The organism is Pseudomonas profundi (assembly GCF_008638305.1).
Classification (GTDB): domain Bacteria; phylum Pseudomonadota; class Gammaproteobacteria; order Pseudomonadales; family Pseudomonadaceae; genus Halopseudomonas; species Halopseudomonas profundi.
This window is the reverse complement of sequence record NZ_VTPZ01000001.1, coordinates 85281-101629: the sequence shown is the minus strand read 5'-3', so window position 1 is coordinate 101629 and position 16349 is coordinate 85281. Positions and strand designations below refer to the sequence as shown.

Annotated in this window: 13 protein-coding genes and 2 riboswitches; of the genes, 7 read left to right on the top strand and 6 right to left on the bottom strand. The window is 62.5% G+C overall.

Annotation, left to right across the window (positions count from 1 at the left end):
* Positions 1–4 precede the first annotated feature (4 nt).
* Genes cobN through cobF form a run of 4 tightly spaced genes read left to right on the top strand, consistent with a single transcriptional unit; the run spans position 5 to position 6257 of the window.
* Complete coding sequence (cobN, locus tag FZE95_RS00475) at positions 5–3748, top strand: cobaltochelatase subunit CobN (protein WP_150298858.1); 3744 nt, start codon at positions 5–7, stop codon at positions 3746–3748.
* Between the two features lie 32 nt (positions 3749–3780).
* Positions 3781–4800, top strand: coding sequence for an ATP-binding protein (locus FZE95_RS00470; RefSeq protein WP_150298857.1), 1020 nt, complete (start codon positions 3781–3783; stop codon positions 4798–4800).
* On the top strand, positions 4782–5477 hold the full coding sequence (locus FZE95_RS00465; protein ID WP_223824938.1) for a vWA domain-containing protein: 696 nt from the start codon (positions 4782–4784) through the stop codon (positions 5475–5477). The genes FZE95_RS00470 and FZE95_RS00465 overlap by 19 nt, the downstream gene beginning before the upstream one ends.
* A 12-nt stretch (positions 5478–5489) precedes the next feature.
* Positions 5490–6257, top strand: coding sequence for a precorrin-6A synthase (deacetylating) (gene cobF, locus FZE95_RS00460; RefSeq protein ID WP_150298855.1), 768 nt, complete (start codon positions 5490–5492; stop codon positions 6255–6257).
* 24 nt (positions 6258–6281) lie between these two features.
* Here the strand turns inward: cobF and FZE95_RS00455 are convergent, their stop codons facing one another.
* The 5 genes from FZE95_RS00455 to cobG form a co-directional block, all read right to left on the bottom strand.
* Positions 6282–6932, bottom strand: coding sequence for an energy-coupling factor ABC transporter permease (locus FZE95_RS00455; protein WP_150298854.1), 651 nt, complete (start codon positions 6930–6932; stop codon positions 6282–6284).
* Positions 6933–6970: 38 nt separating this feature from the next.
* A riboswitch (cobalamin riboswitch) is annotated at positions 6971–7174 on the bottom strand.
* A 31-nt stretch (positions 7175–7205) separates the two neighbouring features.
* Positions 7206–8867 (bottom strand): precorrin-3B C(17)-methyltransferase, encoded by a 1662-nt coding sequence (cobJ, locus tag FZE95_RS00450; protein WP_150298853.1) that lies wholly within the window; start codon positions 8865–8867, stop codon positions 7206–7208.
* Positions 8867–9613, bottom strand: coding sequence for a precorrin-2 C(20)-methyltransferase (locus FZE95_RS00445; protein WP_150298852.1), 747 nt, complete (start codon positions 9611–9613; stop codon positions 8867–8869). Before FZE95_RS00445 ends, cobJ begins: the two co-directional genes overlap by 1 nt.
* The gene (locus FZE95_RS00440; RefSeq protein ID WP_150298851.1) at positions 9613–10239 is read right to left on the bottom strand and encodes a precorrin-8X methylmutase; all 627 of its coding nucleotides are present in this window, start codon (positions 10237–10239) and stop codon (positions 9613–9615) included. The genes FZE95_RS00445 and FZE95_RS00440 overlap by 1 nt, the downstream gene beginning before the upstream one ends.
* A complete protein-coding gene (cobG, locus tag FZE95_RS00435) occupies positions 10232–11584 on the bottom strand; it encodes a precorrin-3B synthase (RefSeq protein WP_150298850.1) in 1353 nt (450 codons plus the stop codon). The genes FZE95_RS00440 and cobG overlap by 8 nt, the downstream gene beginning before the upstream one ends.
* Positions 11585–11680: 96 nt before the next feature.
* Positions 11681–11883, bottom strand: a riboswitch (cobalamin riboswitch).
* A gap of 61 nt (positions 11884–11944) precedes the next feature.
* On the opposite strand from cobG, the gene cbiE reads away from it, so the two are divergent.
* From cbiE to FZE95_RS00420, 3 genes are read left to right on the top strand one after another with little or no spacing between them, the layout of a single operon-like run.
* Positions 11945–13147 (top strand): precorrin-6y C5,15-methyltransferase (decarboxylating) subunit CbiE, encoded by a 1203-nt coding sequence (cbiE, locus tag FZE95_RS00430; RefSeq protein ID WP_150298849.1) that lies wholly within the window; start codon positions 11945–11947, stop codon positions 13145–13147.
* Entirely contained in the window at positions 13144–13881 is a 738-nt protein-coding gene (locus FZE95_RS00425) for a cobalt-precorrin-6A reductase (protein ID WP_150298848.1), read from the top strand. The genes cbiE and FZE95_RS00425 overlap by 4 nt, the downstream gene beginning before the upstream one ends.
* Positions 13882–13913: 32 nt before the next feature.
* On the top strand, positions 13914–14639 hold the full coding sequence (locus FZE95_RS00420; protein ID WP_150298847.1) for a (2Fe-2S) ferredoxin domain-containing protein: 726 nt from the start codon (positions 13914–13916) through the stop codon (positions 14637–14639).
* A 931-nt stretch (positions 14640–15570) separates the two neighbouring features.
* Here the strand turns inward: FZE95_RS00420 and FZE95_RS00410 are convergent.
* Positions 15571–16227, bottom strand: a complete 657-nt coding sequence (locus FZE95_RS00410) for a glutathione S-transferase (protein WP_150298846.1) — start codon at positions 16225–16227, stop codon at positions 15571–15573.
* Positions 16228–16349 lie beyond the last annotated feature (122 nt).

Here is a 16349-nt window from a genome sequence, read left to right as displayed (position 1 = left end):
ACTCATGCACCTATTGCGCACCCAACCCGGCGCTCAAATTCCCGCCGACAGCATTGCCGATCTGCAGCAGACGCCTGCCGAGCTAGTGATCCTGTGCACCGGGGATTCGCACTTGTCTTTGCTGGCCGCAGCGGCTGCGCAGTTGTCTGAGGATTACCCCAGCCTGCGCCTGGCCAGCCCGGCGCAGCTGAGCAATAACGCCTCCATCGATTTTTACGTCGATCAGGTGTTGCAGCATGCCAAGGTGATTCTGGTGTCGGTGCACGGCGGGGTCAGTTACTGGCGCTATGGTGTCGAGCGATTGATCGAGCTGGCAGAGCAGGGCGCCAGGGTGATCTTAGTGCCGGGGGACGACAGCCCTGATCAGGATCTGATGCGCCTGGGCAATGCATCGGTCGAGGAAAGCGAACGGCTCTGGCAATACCTGCGCCAGGGCGGCATGGAGAATGCGCGGCAGCTGTTTCACTGCATCGCAAGCAGCTGGCTCAAGCGTGATTATTCGTGGCACGAGCCCCAGCCTCTGCCGCGTGTGGGGCTCTATCATCCAGCCCAGGCCAGCCCTGCTATCAGCGATTGGCAGGCGCAGTGGCAGCCAGAGCAGCCGGTTGCCGCGCTGCTGTTCTACCGTACCCAGGTTCAGGCCGGCAACACCGCCTTTATCGATACCTTCTGCGAGCGGCTCAGCAGTGCGGGGTTGAATGCGCTGCCCATCGCGGTTGCCAGCCTCAAGGAGGCCGCTTGCCTGGCCCAGGTGCAGGATTGGCTGGATGAAACCGGCGCCGCCGTCATCATCAATACCACCAGCTTCGCTCAATCCAACCCCGACACGCCCCATGCGCGACCGTTCCGGCGTGACATTCCGGTACTGCAGGCCATCTGCGCGCTGGACAATCTCGAGCAGTGGCAGGCCAATCTCCAGGGGTTGGGCTCGCGCGATCTGGCGATGAATATCGTCTTGCCCGAGCTCGACGGCCGGCTGATTACCCGGCCGATCAGTTTCAAGGGGCTGGCTTGGCGCAGCGAGCGCAGCCAGAGCGATGTGGTCTGCTACGTGCCGCACCTTCCCGGCATGGATCATGTCGCTGAGCTGGCCCGGCGTTGGGCCGAGCTGGCGCGTATTCCCAACGCAGACAAACGCATCGCGCTGGTGCTCGCCAATTACCCGACCCGCGACGGGCGTATCGGCAACGGCGTGGGGTTAGATACGCCGGCGGCCACGCTGAACATTCTTGCTGCGCTGCGTGAGCAGCGCTATCCCGTCGAGGGTCTGCCAGAGTCCGGCACGGCTCTTATTTATCAGCTGCTCGGCGGCGTCACCAATGATCTGGACAACAACGATCAGCGCCCCTGCCCGCAGAGTCTTGCGCTTGATGATTACGAGCGCTTCTTTCGCCAGTTGCCCTTGGCCAATCAGCAGGCGGTGATCGAGCGCTGGGGCTCGCCCCAGCAGGACCCCATGTTCCGCCAGGGACGCATGATGGTGCCGGGGCTGCGCTTTGGTGAAAGCTTCGTCGGCATCCAGCCGGCGCGGGGCTATAACCTCAATGCCAGCGCCGTTTATCACGACCCCGACCTGGTGCCGCCCCACGGGTATCTAGCGTTCTACTGCTGGGTTCGAGGAATCTACGGCGCTCATGCGGTTATCCACGTGGGCAAGCATGGCAATCTGGAATGGCTGCCGGGCAAGAGCGCCGGGCTGTCGCCGGCGTGCTGGCCGGGGGCAGTGCTAGGCGCGCTGCCCAACATCTATCCCTTTATCGTCAACGATCCCGGCGAGGGCGCGCAGGCCAAGCGCCGCACCCAGGCCGTCATCATCGACCACCTGATGCCACCGCTCACCCGCGCCGAAAGCTATGGGCCGCTGCGCGATATCGAGCGGCTTGCCGATGAATATTACGAAGCCAGCCAGCTCGACTTGCGCCGGGCCGAGGAGCTGCGCCGTGAAATACTTGCGCTGGTGCGCGTCACGCAGCTGGACCGTGAGTTGAATTTGCAGGTAACCGATGATCCCGACAGCTGGCTGCCCCAGCTGGACGCCTATCTGTGCGATCTGAAGGAATCGCAGATCCGTGATGGTCTGCATGTGTTTGGACAGTCGCCTGCGGGCGCACTGCGACGCGACACGCTGCTGGCGCTGCTGCGCATTCCCCGTGGGGATGGCCAGGGCGGTAATGCGAGCTTGCTGAGAACGCTGGCCGCTGAGCTGGAGCTGGGGTTCGATCCGCTGGACAGCGATATGGCCGCGCCCTGGGCCGGCCCGCAGCCCAAGGCCCTGCTCGCGGTCAGTGACGATCTATGGCGTACCGCCGCCGATACCCGCGAGCGTCTGGAGCTGTACGCGATGCAGCTGATCGAGGCGAGTCTGGAGAGCGCAACTCCGGCACTTGGCGCGCATAGCACTGCCGTGCTGAACGCGCTGACCGAGCAGGTAGCGCCTATGCTGGACGCCTGCGGTCCCGGTGAAATTCAAGGTCTATTGACCGCCCTGGATGGGCGCTTCGTGCCCTCCGGCCCCAGCGGCGCGCCCAGCCGCGGCCGGCTCGATGTGCTGCCTACCGGCAGAAACTTCTACACCGTCGATGTGCGCAACCTGCCCACACCGACCGCCTGGCGTATCGGCGTGCAGGCCACGGAGCGGCTGCTGGAGCGGCATTTGCAGGATGAGGGCGATCATCTGGCGCAGCTGGGCCTGTCGATGTGGGGCACGGCCACCATGCGCACCGGTGGTGACGACATGGCCCAGGCGCTGGCGCTGATCGGTGCGCGTCCGGTGTGGCAGGCCGGTAGCCAGCGGGTGGAGCGCTTCGAGATCGTCCCGCTGCAGGAGCTGGCCCGCCCGCGCGTGGATGTGACGCTGCGAGTATCGGGGTTTTTCCGCGATGGTTTCAGCAACCTGATTCGCCTGTTCGACGATGCGGTGCAGGCCATTGCCGAGCTGGACGAGCCCGAGGACATGAACCCGATCTCGGCACGGGTTTGGCAGGAAGCCCTGCGGCTGGAGGATACCGGGCTGGATGAGCGCCAGGCGCGGCGCGAGGCTGGCTGGCGGGTGTTCGGCTCGCAGCCCGGCGCCTATGGTGCAGGTATTCAGAATGCCATCGAAGAGCGCCTGTGGGAGAGCCGCGCGGACCTGGCCGAGGTGTATCTCAACTGGGGCGGCTACGCCTACGGCAAGGGCGCCGACGGTGTTGCCGCCCGCGAGCGCTTCGCCGAGCGCCTGCAGGGCCTGCAGGCGGTGCTGCACAACCAGGACAACCGCGAGCACGACATCCTCGATTCCAACGACTACTACCAGTTTCAGGGCGGCATGCTTGCCGCGGTGGAAACCCTGCGCGGCAGCCGCGTGGCGAGTTACCACGGCGACAACAGCCAACCCGATTCGCCCCGCGTGCGCACCCTGAAGGAAGAGCTCAACCGCGTGGTGCGTGCCCGCGCGGCCAACCCCAAGTGGATCGAGGGCATGAAGCGCCACGGCTACAAGGGCGCCTTTGAAATGGCCGCTACCGTCGACTATCTGTTCGCCTTCGACGCCACCAGCGAGCTGGTCGATGATCATCAGTACGCACTACTGGCCGATGCCTATCTGCTGGATGACGACACCCGCAGCTTTATCCAGCAGAACAACCCCGGCGCGCTCAGGGACATGCTCGAGCGCATGCTCGAAGCCCAGCAGCGCGGGCTGTGGAAGGAGCCGGGAGACTATCAGGCCAGCCTGGAAAACCTGCTGCTGGACAGTGAAGAATCATGACGACACATACCTCTAGCGCTGGATCCGACACCATGCCCGAACAGCATTTTCCCCTGGCCGCTGTCGTCGGCACCGAAGACCTCAAGCTGGCGCTATGCCTGGCGGCAATCGATCCGGCCATAGGCGGCGTGTTGATAGAGGGCCCGCGCGGCATGGCCAAATCGACCCTGGCCCGCGGGCTCGCCGATCTGCTTGAGAGCGGCACCTTCGTCAATCTGCCGCTCGGGGCCAGCGAGGAGCGCATCGTCGGCACCCTGGATCTGGACGCCGCGCTGTCCGAAGGGCGCGCACGCTTCTCGCCTGGGCTGCTGGCCAAGGCCGATGGCGGCGTGCTCTATGTGGATGAGGTCAATCTGTTACCCGATCATCTAGTCGACCTGCTGCTGGATGCGGCCGCCAGCGGCGTCAATCATGTCGAGCGCGACGGCGTATCCCACCGGCATGCCGCGCGGTTTGTATTGATCGGCACCATGAACACTGAAGAGGGCGAGCTGCGCCCGCAACTGCTCGACCGTTTCGGACTCAACCTGTCGCTTGATGCCCAGCCGCAGCCCGCACAGCGCGCCGAGATCGTCCGCCGCCGCCTTGCCTTCGATGCCGACCCCGCCGCGTTCCTGCGTGACTGGCAGGAGCATCAGGTCGCGTTACGCGAGGGTTGTCAGGCGGCGCGCCAGCGGCTCGCGAGCATTCCGCTGACCGATACGGCGCTGGCGGAAATCAGTCAGCGCTGCTTCGCTGCCAGGGTCGACGGCATGCGCGCCGACCTGGTCTGGCTGCGCTCTGCCCGTGCCCATGCGGCCTGGCGCGCCGCGGCTGCCATCGAGACCATCGACATCGACGCGGTGGAGGATTTTGTTTTGCGCCACCGCCGGCACGCCGAATCGGCAGCTGATCAGTCACCTCAACAGGACGGTCCGGCCGACAAGCAGGAAGACTCGCAATCGCAGAGCCCATCGGAGCAGCAGGGCCAAGGCCAGTGGGGCGAGCTGCCACCGCAGCCCCAGGCCACCGGCGTTCGGCGTGACCCGCCCCGCTGGTCAAAAAAGCCCTGAGCATCCGCCCGCGCTCGGCCGCCGGCGCGGATGCTCGATCGGCGCCAGGCCGTATCAAAGGTGGACGAGCCGGTGCCAACCGCAGCGGCGCGATTGGCCGTATCGACTGGCCCGCAACGCTGCTCAAGGGCAGACCCCGTTGTCGAGCCGATCTACAGCTGCGCCCCCGCAGTGCCCGCCAGCAGGAGCTGTGGCTGGTAGTGGTGGATGCCTCGGCGTCCACCCGCCGCCATGGCGCGCTGGCCAAAGCCAAGGGACTGCTCGCCGAGATACTGGCAGCCGCGCGCAAGCAGCGCGTGCGGCTGGTCATGCTGGAGGCGGCGGGCAGCCAGGCGCAGTGGCTAGGCCACGGCAGGCTGGCAAGCGCCGCGCTGCGAAATTGGCTGGACGGGCTCGGCGCCGGCGGCGGCACGCCGTTGCTGCCAGCACTGCAGGAGGCTGCCGCATGGCAGGCCCGCAGGCAAGGGTTGCACCCCGCGGAGAACCACCGCCTGTGGGTGATCACCGACGGCCGCATCCGTGAATGGCCAGCGCTGGCGCCCAGCGCCTGCCCGGCGCTGGTGATCGACATCGAAAGCGCGCCGGTTCGCATTGGCCGCGCCCGGCAGCTGGCGCAGACGCTGGGCGCCCAATACCATCATATCGATACGCTACCGGCGCTGCCGGTGGCCCAGTAGGAGCCTCGCGGCATGAAGACCATCCTGATCATCGGCATAGGCGCCGGTGACCCCGATTACCTCACGGTGCAGGCGATCAACGCCCTGAACCGCGCCGATCTGTTCTTCCTGATGGACAAGGGCAACGCCAAGGAAAAGCTCATCGCTCTGCGCAAGATCATCTGTGATCGCTTCATCAAGGACCGCAACTATCGCTTCGTCGAAGATCAGTGCCCCGAGCGCGTGCGCGGCGTGGCGGATTACCACGGCAGCGTGGTGGATCTGAACGAAGACAAGCAGCAGGTGTTCGAGCGCATGATCGGCGATCAGATGGCCGACGGCGAATGCGGGGCCTTTCTGGTTTGGGGCGATCCTGCGCTATACGACAGCACCCTGCGCATCATGGAGGACATTCAGCGCAGCGGCCGGCATCAGATTGACTACGATGTCATCCCCGGCATCACCAGCCTGCAGGCCCTAGCCGCGCGCCACAAGATCTGCTTCAACAGTATTGGCCAGGCGTTCCAGGTGACGCCCGCGCGCCGCCTGGCCGAAGGTTTTCCGGCCGGGCTGGACAGCCTGATGGTAATGCTCGATGCGCAGGACACCTACACACAGTTCGTGGGGCAGGGCATGCACATCTATTGGGGGGCGTACGTGGGTACCGAGGATGAGGTGTTGCGCGCCGGTCCGCTCGATGAGCTGGCACAGGAAATTCGGGATCTGCGCGCAGCGCTGCGTGAGCAACACGGCTGGATCATGGACAGCTACCTGTTACGCCGGGGCGGCGCTGGCGGTTGATCGCCAACGCCGCTCAGCCGGACATCAGGCTGCGGTAAGGGATTTCACCGTGGTGAAGCGCTGCACCAGGCCATTGTTCTCATAGCGCTTTAGTGCGCGAATGATCAGGCAGGTAAACACGGGCTCAAGCAATATGATCGGCATATAGGCTGCGGCAAACATCGCCCAGTTGCTCAGCGCCGCAGGTTCCTGACCCAGCGACAGCCAGAAGCCGACCATCATCACCACGCCGCCGTAGAACACGGCATCGAACTTGACCACTTCCGCCCAGCTGATCCGCCGGCCGCCTTCACGATGGAAGTGCCGGCCAAACAGGCCGTGGGCCGCGATCAAGGGCACCAGCAGAGAAAGCGAATTGACCGCCAGGTGCATAAGGTCCGAAGGCTCGAATAGAAAGCCCTGGAGCAATAGCCCGATGGCGAAGCCGAACAGCGCGGGGACGAAGCCGAACAGAAGATACACCGCAGAGGCGCCGATGAAGTGCAGCTCCGACGGCCCGACCGGCACCGAATACACTTCCATGAAGATCGAAAAGAACAGGGCGGCAAGTACGGTCTTGACCCAGTTCTGCGGGCGCCCCAGCAGCTTGGGTGCGAAAACCGCCAGTGTGGAAATGGCAGCAGCGTTGGCAAAAACAATTTTGGCGGCGTTGAGAACGCCTGGTTCGATATGCATTACTCTCCCTCCGAGGGATGCAGGTTTAAGGATTGCCTATATCGGCATGCTGAACGGCAGGTCTCCTGGCTCGCGGATCATCGTCTGTCTGCGCCTTCCCAGTTCGATGAACCAGTGGCAAGTTGCAGACCGACTACCCGTTTACAGTTGCGGGGGCAGCGCAGGAATAGCCCAAGGGCGTACCTGCTTCCCTGTTGCCTCTGCCAAGCGTGTTCGGCAGAACCATCCAGCGTCGCCATGGTAAACGTATTGCGTCCCATGGGCACTTGAACTTTATTCAGCTGGATACCAGCGTGGGGTATAGACCCACTCGTCACCTCCTTTCTTATCGAAGCGGCAGGTCTGCGACGAGCCGATGATCACCAGGGTACGCATGTCCACCTGTTCGGGTTTGAGTTCACCCAGAGTGGTTACGGTTAGCTTTTCTGCTGGCCGGCCGATATCGCGCCCAAGCACAACCAGGGTGTCGCTGCTGCGCTGCTCACGCACCAGGTCCAGCGCCTGGCCAAGCTGCCAGGGGCGCGCCCTGGAAATCGGGTTATAGAAGGCCATCACCAGATCGGCTGCCGCCGCGTGATAGAGGCGTTTCTCGATAACGGCCCAGGGCTTGAGGTTGTCCGATAGCGACAGCAGGCAGAAGTCATGGCCCAGCGGTGCTCCGGCCTTGGCAGCGGCAGCCAGCGCGGCGGATATGCCCGGCAGAATTTCGAGATCGACGGCCTGCCAGCGCGGATCGCTGGATTCATGGAGTGCCTCCAGCACCGCAGCCGCCATGGCGAATACGCCCGGATCACCCGATGAAATCACCACCACGCGGCGCCCGCTGGCTGCAAGCTCGAAGGCATGACGCGCACGCTGCATTTCTTCACGGTTGTCGGTGCAGTGGATCGCCTGATCGTTGCGGAAGGGGCCGGCCATGGTCACGTAGGTTTCGTAGCCAAGCAGGTCTTCGGCCTCGTCCAGGGCCTGACGAGCGGCAGGTATCAGCATGTCAGCGGCGCCAGGCCCTAGGCCGATGACGGTCAGCTGACCTCGTGGTTGCCCGATCTCACGCGGATCGACGGGCCGGTCGGCTAACAAAAGCTGCACCGTGGCACTGCGGTACAGGGCGGCGGGCAGGCCGGTTATGTCCTCAATAAAGCGCACCGGTACTTCGAGCGCCGCAGCCGCTTCATGCAGCAAGGGTTCTGCCATCAAGTCCGTCTGGGCGACCAAACAGGCGAGGGCGGGCACTGCGAGGTTGGCCTGGTGCATGGCGTCGGCGATCTCTTCTGCGAGCTGTGTATCGGCTTGAACAATCAATGCCATGACCTGCTTGGGATGGATCAGTAATTCGTCGTCGCGCTGGGCGCGTGCGCATGGATCCACATGAATCACTCGTTGAGCGGCGTCATCGAGGGGCAGCTGCGCGGCCTCCAGCCAAGGGGCACCGCCCTCCACGCGGACGGCTTCGCCACTTAGCAGGTCAGAGACGAAGCGTTTGCCCTGTTGCAGGTCAGCGAGTTGATAACCAGGTGGCGGGTCCAAGAGGCATGTGCCAAAGCGCAACTCGCCGCTGGTGGTAATGGCGGCGTGAGTGTCCAAAGCCGCAGCAAGGTCGCGCGCCATGCGGTTTACCCCACCCAGGCCGCCGAGCAGCGGCACCACCGCGCTGGCGTCTTCCGCGACTGCCAGCACTGGTGGCTCGCTGCCCTTTTCGCCCAGCAGGGTCGCCAGGCTGCGGATGACGATACCGGCTGCGCACAGGGCGATGATCGGCGTATTGGTGCGGTAGAGTGCGCGCAGGGTGTCGCCGAAATTGGCGTAATAGCGGTCAGCACCCTCTACCCGCTCGCGCAAGCCAAGCACGGATGAGCCGGGATACAGCGTCTGAATCCGCCGGGCGGTGGGCAGGGCAGAGGAGCCGAGGATGATAATGGCGGGGAGCTTGTTCATCAGCCGCGCCACTTGTCGCCGGGAATGACGATCATCGAGAAATAGGGAGACGACATCGCCTCCACCTCGTGTAGAGGGACGATGCGCTGATTCTCCATGGTGGCGCGCTCGACGTAGTGCGCGCGTCTGTCCAGGCCCAGCTCGACCAGCACGCGCAATACCTTATCGAAGTTGCGGCCCAGCTTCATGATCACCCCCGCCTCGGCATCATGGAGCCGACGCTTGAGTTCCTCTTCGGGCAGCACGCCAGAAAGCACGGACAGGCTCTGGTTGCGGTACACCAGGGGCGTCCCCAGCACCGACACGCAGCCGAGCATGGAACAAACCCCCGGCACCACTTCCACGTCATATTGCCCGGCGAGGCGATCGTGCAGATACATGTAGGAGCCATAGAAGAAGGGGTCTCCTTCACAGATCACCGCCACATCCAGTCCGGCATCGAGCTGCTCGGCAATCTGGCTCGCGCAGGTATCGTAGAAATCGCTGATGACATCCTCATAACTCAAGGGCGCTGGAAGCTTTTCGGTCGTTACCGGATAGACCAACGGTATCCGCCGCTGTTGGTCGGTAAGGTGCTGTTCGATGATGCCGAAGGCGTTGCCACCTTGGCCCTTGTTCGCCTTGGCCTTGGCCACGAAATAACCGACCACGTCAGCACTGCGCAGCAGCCGCAGCGCCTTGAGGGTGATCAGCTCCGGGTCACCAGGCCCCACGCCCACGCCGATCAACCGTCCCTTGCTCGCCATTATTCGACCTCCGTGGCCAGGGCATTGACCGCAGCCACCGCCATAGCGCTGCCGCCACGGCGACCGCGTACGATCACGTAGGGCACGCCTCGGCTGTCTGCGGCCAGCGCGTCTTTGGACTCCGCCGCACCGATAAAGCCGACCGGCATCCCGATGATCAGGGCTGGCTTGGGCGCGCCGGCATCGAGCATTTCCAGCAGGTAGAAGAGCGCCGTTGGCGCATTGCCGATGACTACCACGCTGCCTTCTATATGTGTTCGCCAGTGCTCCAGTGCCGCTGCCGAACGGGTATTACCCAGGCTGCGCGCAAGCTCAGGCACGTCGCTCTCATGCAGCGTGCAGATTACCTCGTTATTGGCGGGCAGTCGCGGCCGGGTAATCCCTTCGGCGACCATCCGAGCATCGCAGAGAATCGGCGCACCGGTTTGCAGCGCAGCGCGGCCGGCTGTTCCGGCGCCCTCGGAAAAGCGTAGATCGGAAACGATATCGACCATCCCGCAGGCGTGAATGATCCTCACCGCGAGTTTTTCCATATCAGAAGGAATGACGTTGAGGTCGGCTTCAACCCGTATGGTAGCGAAGGATTGGCGGTAGATTTCCTGGCCGTCGCGAATGTAATCAAGCATCGGTATTTCCTGCTGGGCAGTGGTTGGCGAACCAGTCGGCTGCCGTGTCCATGTCGAGGTTGGTTGCCCGTAGCTGACCGAAACCGGTTACTCCAGGCGTCTGTTGATGAAGCTGATAGCGGCCATTGTCACTGGCTAATAGCGTAAAGGGAGTTGTGTGTGCGGCAGCGCAGGAGCGGGCGCACCCGCTTAGATGCACAACCGGTCGGGCGCCGCTCGCCTTCAGCTTTACCGCGAGCGCAAGTGCATCACCCTTGGTATCGGCCAGCCCTTTGGCGCAGCCGGTAGCGCCTGTGCAGGCGATTAATGAGGTGAGCGGCTCGGAGGTATCGGTCAACAAACCCATGGCAGCCAGGGCATCAAAAGCCGCAGCTGCCCTTGGCGCTGGCACCTCGGGCAATAACACGCCTTGCCAGGGGGTAAGCAACAAGCGAGAGCCTGCGTACTGCTCGGCAATACGCGCCAATTGCACCATTTGCTGACTATCCATACGGCCCAGAGACACTCCTGCGGTCACCATCGCCAGGTCCGGTTGACGCTGTTTGAAGATGCCAGGCGGGCGCAGCAGCGTACGGCTCGCGTCAGACTTACCAGCGGTTGGCGTCCTGGCGGGCGGCTCAATGCTGAACGGCAGACGCTTCTCCAACTGTTGCAACAGCTGGGTCGCTGGCGTTGCTTCCAGAAGCTGACGCATCCGGCTGTGACGTTCATCAGCCATTTCAAGGAACAGCGAAAGCAGGTGCGTCATAAACGGAACAGCCTGGCTGGGCAGGATAGTGCCCAGCGGGGCGTCGGTCGGGCATCCGGCCAGACCGAACGCGAGCCGCGGCGGTGCGCCAGGTAGCGCGCTCAGCCAGATGTCGTGCGGATGGGACAGCATCGCAAGGGCTTCCCCACCGTCAAGCTGGATGGCGAACTTGGGCGATAAGGCATGGAAAGCTGGCGTGCCCTGCAGCAGGGCCAGCAGTTCGGCGGCAAGGGGGCGGGTATCGAGCACTGCATGGGGATCGAGCCCGGCGGCGGGGCTGAGCATCAGGTTGCGCACATCGTCGCTGGCCTCCTGCTCGGGGCCCAGCCCGACGTCGATCACAGCCTGAATGAGCTGTTCTTCGCACTCCGGGCGTACGCCGCGAATCTGCAGATTGCTGCGGTTGGTCAGCTCGAGCACGTCACTGGCGTAACGCTGCGCCGCCAGCGCAATGGCCTGGGCCTGGGCGCTGGTGAGCAGCCCGCCGGCGAGCTTGACGCGGCAGATGCCGCCGTCCAGTGCCTGGACGATACGCAGCAGTCCCGGGCAAGCCGAGGGGCGAACGGTCGATCTGGCGTTGAGAGGATGGTGAGGCATCGCTCGGTTACCTATTACAGTGACGCGGCGACCGAACCAACGGACTCACACAAGGGTGACTCCACGGCATCGGTACACCCCGCCCGATGTTGGCACTCGCGACTGGCTTCGTAGGCAGGTCTACTGGCTGCAGGTCTTCACCGCACGCCGCCTTCCCGGTCTCCCAGTGGCATTTGGCGTGCCGGCTCGCTGTTCACAGTTGCGGGGGCAGCCGCGGCTTGCAACCAGGGGTTGCTCCGCGTTCCCTCTTAGGCCCTTGCCATTGAATGGCGCCGGGCACCGACGAAGACGGTATTATGCCAGCTTTGCTCGGCGACATGACACCCTTGGCGCCTTACATGACTAAACCGAGGTATCCCTATGACGTGCTGGTTGACGTTGGTCGGTATCGGAGAAGACGGCTATGCCGGGCTCGGCGAGGCGGCACGCCTTTCACTGGAGCAGGCCAAGCTGATCATCGGCTCGCCACGCCAGCTTGCGCTACTACCTGAGCAACTAAGAGCCGAACGAGAGACCTGGCCGTCGCCATTCTCCCTCCAACCGGTTCTGGCGCGGCGAGGCTCTGAACTTTGTGTGCTGGCCAGCGGCGACCCCATGTTCTACGGCGTCGGTGCGAGCCTTGCCCGGGAACTATTACCGGAGGAAATGCATGTGCTGCCAGCGCCGTCATCGGTCTCGCTCGCCGCGGCGCGACTGGGCTGGGTGTTGCAGGACGTTTGCGTCGCATCATTGGTGGGCAGGCCATTGACGCAGATCACCAACGAGCTGGCCCCCGGGGCGCGGTTGTTGATTCTCAGCAATGACCAGGACAGCCCGTCCGCCGTGGCGGAACTGCTGCGCCAACGGGGCCTGGGCGCGAGCCGGCTGACGGTTTTGGAACATTTGGGCGGGCCCGCCGAACGCATACTCGACGGATTGGCCGACGACTGGGGCGCTGTTCCGGTGGCCGCGCTGAATGTCGTCGCCATCGAGTGTATTGCCCAGGCGCAGCTGCCAAGCCTGCCGCTGACCTGCGGCCTGGCCGATGAGTGTTACCAGCACGACGGACAGCTGACCAAGCGCGACGTGCGCGCCGTGACCCTGGCGCGGCTTGCACCCTTGCCGGGCGAGCTGCTATGGGACGTCGGCGCCGGTTGCGGTTCGATCGGGATCGAATGGATGCGTGCCGACTCGCGTTGTCAGGCAATCGCCATCGAAGCCAATGCCTGCAGGCATCAGCATATCCTTCATAACCGCGACGCGCTGGGCGTGCCGGGGTTACAGCTGGTATCGGGACGCGCGCCGGAAGCCCTGCGCGGCCTACAAGCACCCGATGCGATTTTTATCGGCGGCGGCGTAACGGTAGAGGGGGTACTGGACACCTGTTGGGCCGCGCTGAAACCCGGCGGCCGTCTGGTAGCCAATGCCGTTACGCTGCAAAGCGAGGCCGCTTTGGTAGCCTGGCGCGCCAAGGTCGGAGGCAGTCTTACTCGTTTGAGCGTGGTCCAGGCCCAACCTCTTGGCGGCTTCGATACCTGGCGTGCAGCCCTGCCGATCACGCTACTCGAGAGTCGCAAACCGTGAGCAAACGGATACTGCTGTTGGGCGGAGTAGGGGACGCGTTGCATGTTGCACGCCAGCTACAGCCGCAGCATATATATAGTCTTGCCGGCCTCGGCCGCATACCTGCAGATTTGCCCTGTATCGTCAGAACCGGCGGCTTCGGTGGGGCAGAGGGGCTGGCGCGGTTTCTGCTCGATAAAAAAATCGATCTGCTGCTCGATATCACGCACCCCTACGCCGCACAGATAACGACTAATGCAGCCCTGGCAGCGCAGCAAGCGGGCGTTCCATGCTGGGCGCTGCGTCGCCCGGGTTGGCAGGCGGGTCCGGATGACGATTGGCGGGAGGTAGTCGACTGGACGGCGTTGACTGTTGCTCTGGAACCTTATCGCCGTCCTTTTTTCACACTCGGTCGTCAGGCCCTCGAGCATCTTGACGAAATACCGAGCGGGCGGTACTGGACAATACGAGTGCTAGACGCCCATCCAGGCAATGCGCGGGCTAGGGTGATTGGAGACCGCGGCCCCTTCGATCTTGAAGCAGAGCGGGCTTTGTTCTCTGAAGGCCAGTTTGACGTTCTGATCAGCAAGAACAGTGGTGGCAGTGCGACCGAGCCCAAGTTGCAAGTGGCGCGTGAGCGGCAACTCCCAGTATTTATTCTGGCCCGCCCGGCGTTGCCTGCAGTCGACCGCCAATTTACCGACCGGCAAGCGCTTCTGGATGCGTTGGAGACGCTGCCAGGGGCCCTCGGTTAGACTGGTGGTCAAATCGATGTAAGGAATTTTTCATGTCTGATCTTCAGTATGCCCGCGTGTTGTTCGCCGGTCCCGATCTTGAACAAGGCTCCTTCGCCGAGCTTTTTTGCCGGGAACTCGCCGACCTGAGAGGCGCGGAAACGCTGGATGATGTGGTGGACGTCACCGCCGGTCCCGCTCCGCTCTGGCAGCGCGTACGCGAATGCCTGGCGCTCGGTGAGTTACCACTGCTGGTTCTGGATGTTGACCCCCAGACGAGCAGCCCCCAGCTCGATTGGCTGCGTAGCGAATTGCATCGCATAGCCCAGGAATACGAGGCGGCGGACCAACTCTTTGTCGCCAGTCCGAGGGAAGCCAGTTCTGCCGCCAGTGCCTGTGAGCTCATCGATCAGCCGCAACGCCATCTTGATTGCGCTGACGTGCCTAGCTTGCCCGAAACCCATGCCTGGTCGCATATTCCGCGTCACACCTACCGTGTGCTTGCCTGCGCCGGCCCCCGATGTGTCAGACGAGGCGCGTTGCCGCTGTGGAAGCTTTTGCGGGCGAACCTGAAGGCAGCGGGGCGGTTGGAGTGTGACGGCGGTGCGCACATCACCCGAACACAATGTCAGTTTCCCTGCGATCAAGGGCCGACCCTGAGCGTCTATCCCGGTGGCCGTTGGTACCGGATTGCAAACGAAGAAGATGTCGTTTGTCTGGTCAACGAGGTATTGATTGCAGGTGGCGAAGTCCCGAATCTCATACAGAAGGAAGGCTGAGGCAGAGTAGCTTGGTGCCGCGTGACGTCGAACGGATCGGAGCCTGGCGGCAGAGATATTGAGTCAAAATTCAGCGGCCTATCGCCATTTAACCGCCGATTGAACGCACCGAAGAGAATCCGCCGTGCTTGCGTCCTGGGTATCTCGTTGCCGCTTTTGAAATTGGAGGCCGAAGTCGGTTTGCGCGTTCGCTAGAAGATAGCCCAAGAGAATGCTCCCAGTGTCGGCGCGACCTAGGATAGAAATCATCGGGGATAGCTGACTCTGCTTCCGAAGAAGAGGAACTCGTCGGCGCGCTTTGCTGCTGATGTACCGAATGTGTTTTTAGGGTCGAATACGCAATGCAGCTAGCGCGGTTCGTGGAGCGCTTCGATTTCTTCGCGCACCTGGCGCACAAATCTTCGAGGCTCAGTGTTTTGTCTTTTTCAAGGTATGTAACCACAAACAGCGAAAGCGGGTGGACTCGAGCACTGAGGCTAGTTGCCCCACCTCGATAGTCGGGGTCTTCAACCCCCGCTCTAGTGCACTGAGATAGGTGCGACTACTGATTGTGTCGAACGCTTCTCGGGCCAATTTGCGTTGTTTCCTGAATCGCCTGAGGACGCAATAGGACCGAACCTTATAAGAGCGGCATTCGAGCCCAGCTACCCAACATCAGCGGTGAGATTAAACGGCACCGGATGAGAATTTCGGATAAATCCAGATATTTCCGTTGCTACCATACGAACTTGGACAAAAAAGCGCGAACGTGTACGGGCGGCGGCGGGCTGTCATTCCTCCATTAATTATTTGTTAATCAATAGCTTATGACGCTATCTGGTTTACACCCAACAAAATGCCCTGCAACCTAAGAAGGGTTGATTCGGGGCATTTTTGAGCAGGGTGTAATGTCCAGGACAGTGCCGAGGCACGATCGAGCTTCCATCCCGCCCTAGGGAAACACCACTATTTCATTGCCTTTCTGCCAGGGTTGAAACTTGATCATGACTCGCTGAAAAACCGGGTGTTCCAGCCAATCCCTCAGCCATTGCTGTAGATGCGGATAGGGCAGGTTGTAAAACACCTCCTGATCTACATGGGCGAACTGGCGTACAAACGGCATGATGCCGATATCAGCGATGCTGATTTTGCCTCCCAGCAGATACTTGTTCTTAGCGAGCAACTGCTCCAACACCTGCAAGAACACCTCGCCCCGCTGCCGATACTCCGACTGGGTTAACTCTGGATGGCGATCGGCGTATTTGTAGCGATCCAGCCAATATTTGAATCCGTTATCGTTCTGGTCGATCAGGCTATTAGCGCTGGCTAGGTCGACGTTCAGCAGACCTTGCGGATCATTTTGTCGCAGCGCCCATTCCAGTATTTCTCTGCTTTCCTCGATAACCAGCCTCTCAGCGTTTCCATCCTCAACACCCTCCAGAACAGGAACAGTGCCTTTCGGGCTGATAGCCCGCATCTGCGGCGGCTTGTTTTTCAGCACTACCTCCCGCAGCTCCACCTGCAGCTCCGCAAACAGTAGGCCTAATCGAGCACGCATGGCGTAAGGACAACGGCGGAAGGAGTACAAGCGAGGTAGTGAAATAGACATGATGTGCTTCCTGACTGAATGAACCACTACCTGGCAGGCTAGTGGCCGACCCCAAAAAAGGCGGTAAGGTGAATGAAGGCGGCCCTTGCCTGTGGCGCGAAAGTTGCTGCTTTCCTTTGCTG

Excerpts from the sequence above, each read along its gene's own strand:
- FZE95_RS00445 (WP_150298852.1), bottom strand. The coding sequence starts at position 9,613 with ATGGCGAGCAAGGGACGGTTGATCGGCGTGGGCGTGGGGCCTGGTGAC.
- cobG (WP_150298850.1), bottom strand. The coding sequence starts at position 11,584 with ATGCCTCACCATCCTCTCAACGCCAGATCGACCGTTCGCCCCTCGGCT.
- cbiE (WP_150298849.1), top strand. The coding sequence starts at position 11,945 with ATGACGTGCTGGTTGACGTTGGTCGGTATCGGAGAAGACGGCTATGCC.
- cobF (WP_150298855.1), top strand. The coding sequence starts at position 5,490 with ATGAAGACCATCCTGATCATCGGCATAGGCGCCGGTGACCCCGATTAC.
- FZE95_RS00440 (WP_150298851.1), bottom strand. The coding sequence starts at position 10,239 with ATGCTTGATTACATTCGCGACGGCCAGGAAATCTACCGCCAATCCTTC.
- FZE95_RS00410 (WP_150298846.1), bottom strand. The coding sequence starts at position 16,227 with ATGTCTATTTCACTACCTCGCTTGTACTCCTTCCGCCGTTGTCCTTAC.
- cobN (WP_150298858.1), top strand. The coding sequence starts at position 5 with ATGCACCTATTGCGCACCCAACCCGGCGCTCAAATTCCCGCCGACAGC.
- cobJ (WP_150298853.1), bottom strand. The coding sequence starts at position 8,867 with ATGAACAAGCTCCCCGCCATTATCATCCTCGGCTCCTCTGCCCTGCCC.
- FZE95_RS00420 (WP_150298847.1), top strand. The coding sequence starts at position 13,914 with ATGTCTGATCTTCAGTATGCCCGCGTGTTGTTCGCCGGTCCCGATCTT.
- FZE95_RS00455 (WP_150298854.1), bottom strand. The coding sequence starts at position 6,932 with ATGCATATCGAACCAGGCGTTCTCAACGCCGCCAAAATTGTTTTTGCC.
- FZE95_RS00470 (WP_150298857.1), top strand. The coding sequence starts at position 3,781 with ATGCCCGAACAGCATTTTCCCCTGGCCGCTGTCGTCGGCACCGAAGAC.